Origin of the sequence: Insolitispirillum peregrinum, assembly GCF_900156605.1 — a bacterium.
Classification (GTDB): Bacteria; Pseudomonadota; Alphaproteobacteria; order Rhodospirillales; family Rhodospirillaceae; genus Insolitispirillum; species Insolitispirillum peregrinum.
The window spans coordinates 1-1,717 of sequence record NZ_FTOA01000022.1; the positions used below are offsets into that span (position 1 = coordinate 1).

Genomic DNA, 1,717 nt, shown 5'->3' on the forward strand with positions numbered 1-1,717 from the left:
GGCGAACAGGCGCTGGTGGGGGTGCTGGCCGACCGGGTGCATCAGGTGACCAGCCTCAGCCAGACGGAAACGGAAACCATCCCGTCGGTCGGTGTGGGGTGGGATGTTTCGCTGATCAAGACCATCGGCAAGGATCACGGGGCGTTCATCATCGTCCTCGACATGGAAAAAATCATCCTGCCGCTGGTGGCGTAAGACCGCGGTGGTGTTCAGGACGTGCGGCCCGCACGGTGATGGAGGAAAAAGGCATGCGTTTCACCATAAAAGCCAAGCTGGCGTTATCGTTTACGCTGATTTTGGCACTGTCGGCCATCGGAATGCTGGTCGAACTGAACAGCATGGCCGATATCAACGCGCGTATGGAGCGGGTGATCAACAGTTCTGCTGCCAAGGCGCTTTTGCTGCAGGACAGTAAAAATGATCTTGTTGCGCTGACCAGTCAGATGCGGGGGATGCTGATTGCTGATAAAGCCGAACAAAAGGCTGACTTCCTCAAGCGGTATCAGGCAGCCAAAGAGTCCCTTGATGGCCGGCTTGACACGCTTGAAGGCATGCTGGTGACGACCGAAGGGCGGCGGATGATGGCTGACATTCGCAAGGCCATGGTTCCCATGCTGGCCGTCAACGAAGACATTGTCCGCTTTTCCCTCGATGACAGCGATCTGGCTGCCACCGACATGCTGGATGCGATGGAAGTAAAATTTCTGCCGGACATGCGGGTTGCCCTGCAGAATTCCACTCAGTTGATCGACCGGGAAGGGCGTCAGGAAGACATCATCAAAATGATGGCCCTCAACGGGCTGGTCAACCAGCAGGCGTTGATCAATCGCCGTATCATCCTGGCGAATTCTGTGGAGCAAATGGAAGCTCTTAACAAGCAGGCGATCGCCCTTGATCGACAGCTTGTTGAGACGATGGCCGCCATCGCGTGGCAGCAGATGGCCAATGGCCCTGCCATGCGCAGTACACTGGAACGGTATTTTTCTGAATATACTGATAAAATGACGGCTCTGCGCGAACGGACTCTCTTGAATACGACAGCCCGTGCCGAAGAGTTGCTGAACGGCAAAGGGTGGCAAACCTATCTTCAGGTGGTTGACCTGTTTGACGATATGATCAAGCTCAATACACAGATGATGAGGGACGATAACCGTGCGGCCTCTACAGTCTATCAGGACGCCCGCACCCTGACCATCGGCTTGCTGGTGACCGTGTTGCTGGTCAGCAGCGCCGTCGCGCTGTACATCGCCCTGTCGATCAGCCGAGGTCTGGCCAAGGCATCGTCGCTGGCCAATGCGGTGGCGCTGGGGGATCTGGAGCAAACGGTGACCATTTCCACCAACGATGAAATCACCGACCTGGTGGCCGCCATGACCACCATGACCGCCAACCTGAAAGACGTGGCGGGCAAGGCGACGGAAATTTCCAACGGCAATCTGACCATCGACGTTCAGCGCCTGTCGGACCGTGACGTGCTGGGGGTTGCGCTGGAAACGATGATCGAGCGTCTGCGGACGGTGGTCGCCGAAGCGTTGAACGCCGCCCGGCAGGTTTCTGCCGGTAGCCAGCAACTGTCGGCCACCGCGGAACAGATGGCGCAGGGCTCGACCGAGCAGGCGGCAGCGGCAGAAGAAGCCTCGTCGTCGATGGAAGAAATGGTCTCGACCATCCGCCAGAGTGCGGATAACGCTTCGGAAACCGAACGGATCGCCGGCAA

At 57.8% G+C, this 1,717-nt stretch carries 1 protein-coding gene and 1 pseudogene; both read left to right on the forward strand.

From position 1 onward, the window contains the following. Positions 1-195 (forward strand): annotated as a pseudogene (locus tag BW995_RS20930) (chemotaxis protein CheW); the annotation flags it as partial. Between the two features lie 53 nt (positions 196-248). After that, positions 249-1,717, forward strand: a 1,469-nt coding sequence (locus tag BW995_RS20155; protein ID WP_175617142.1) for an MCP four helix bundle domain-containing protein, incomplete at its 3' end; no start/stop codon positions are given.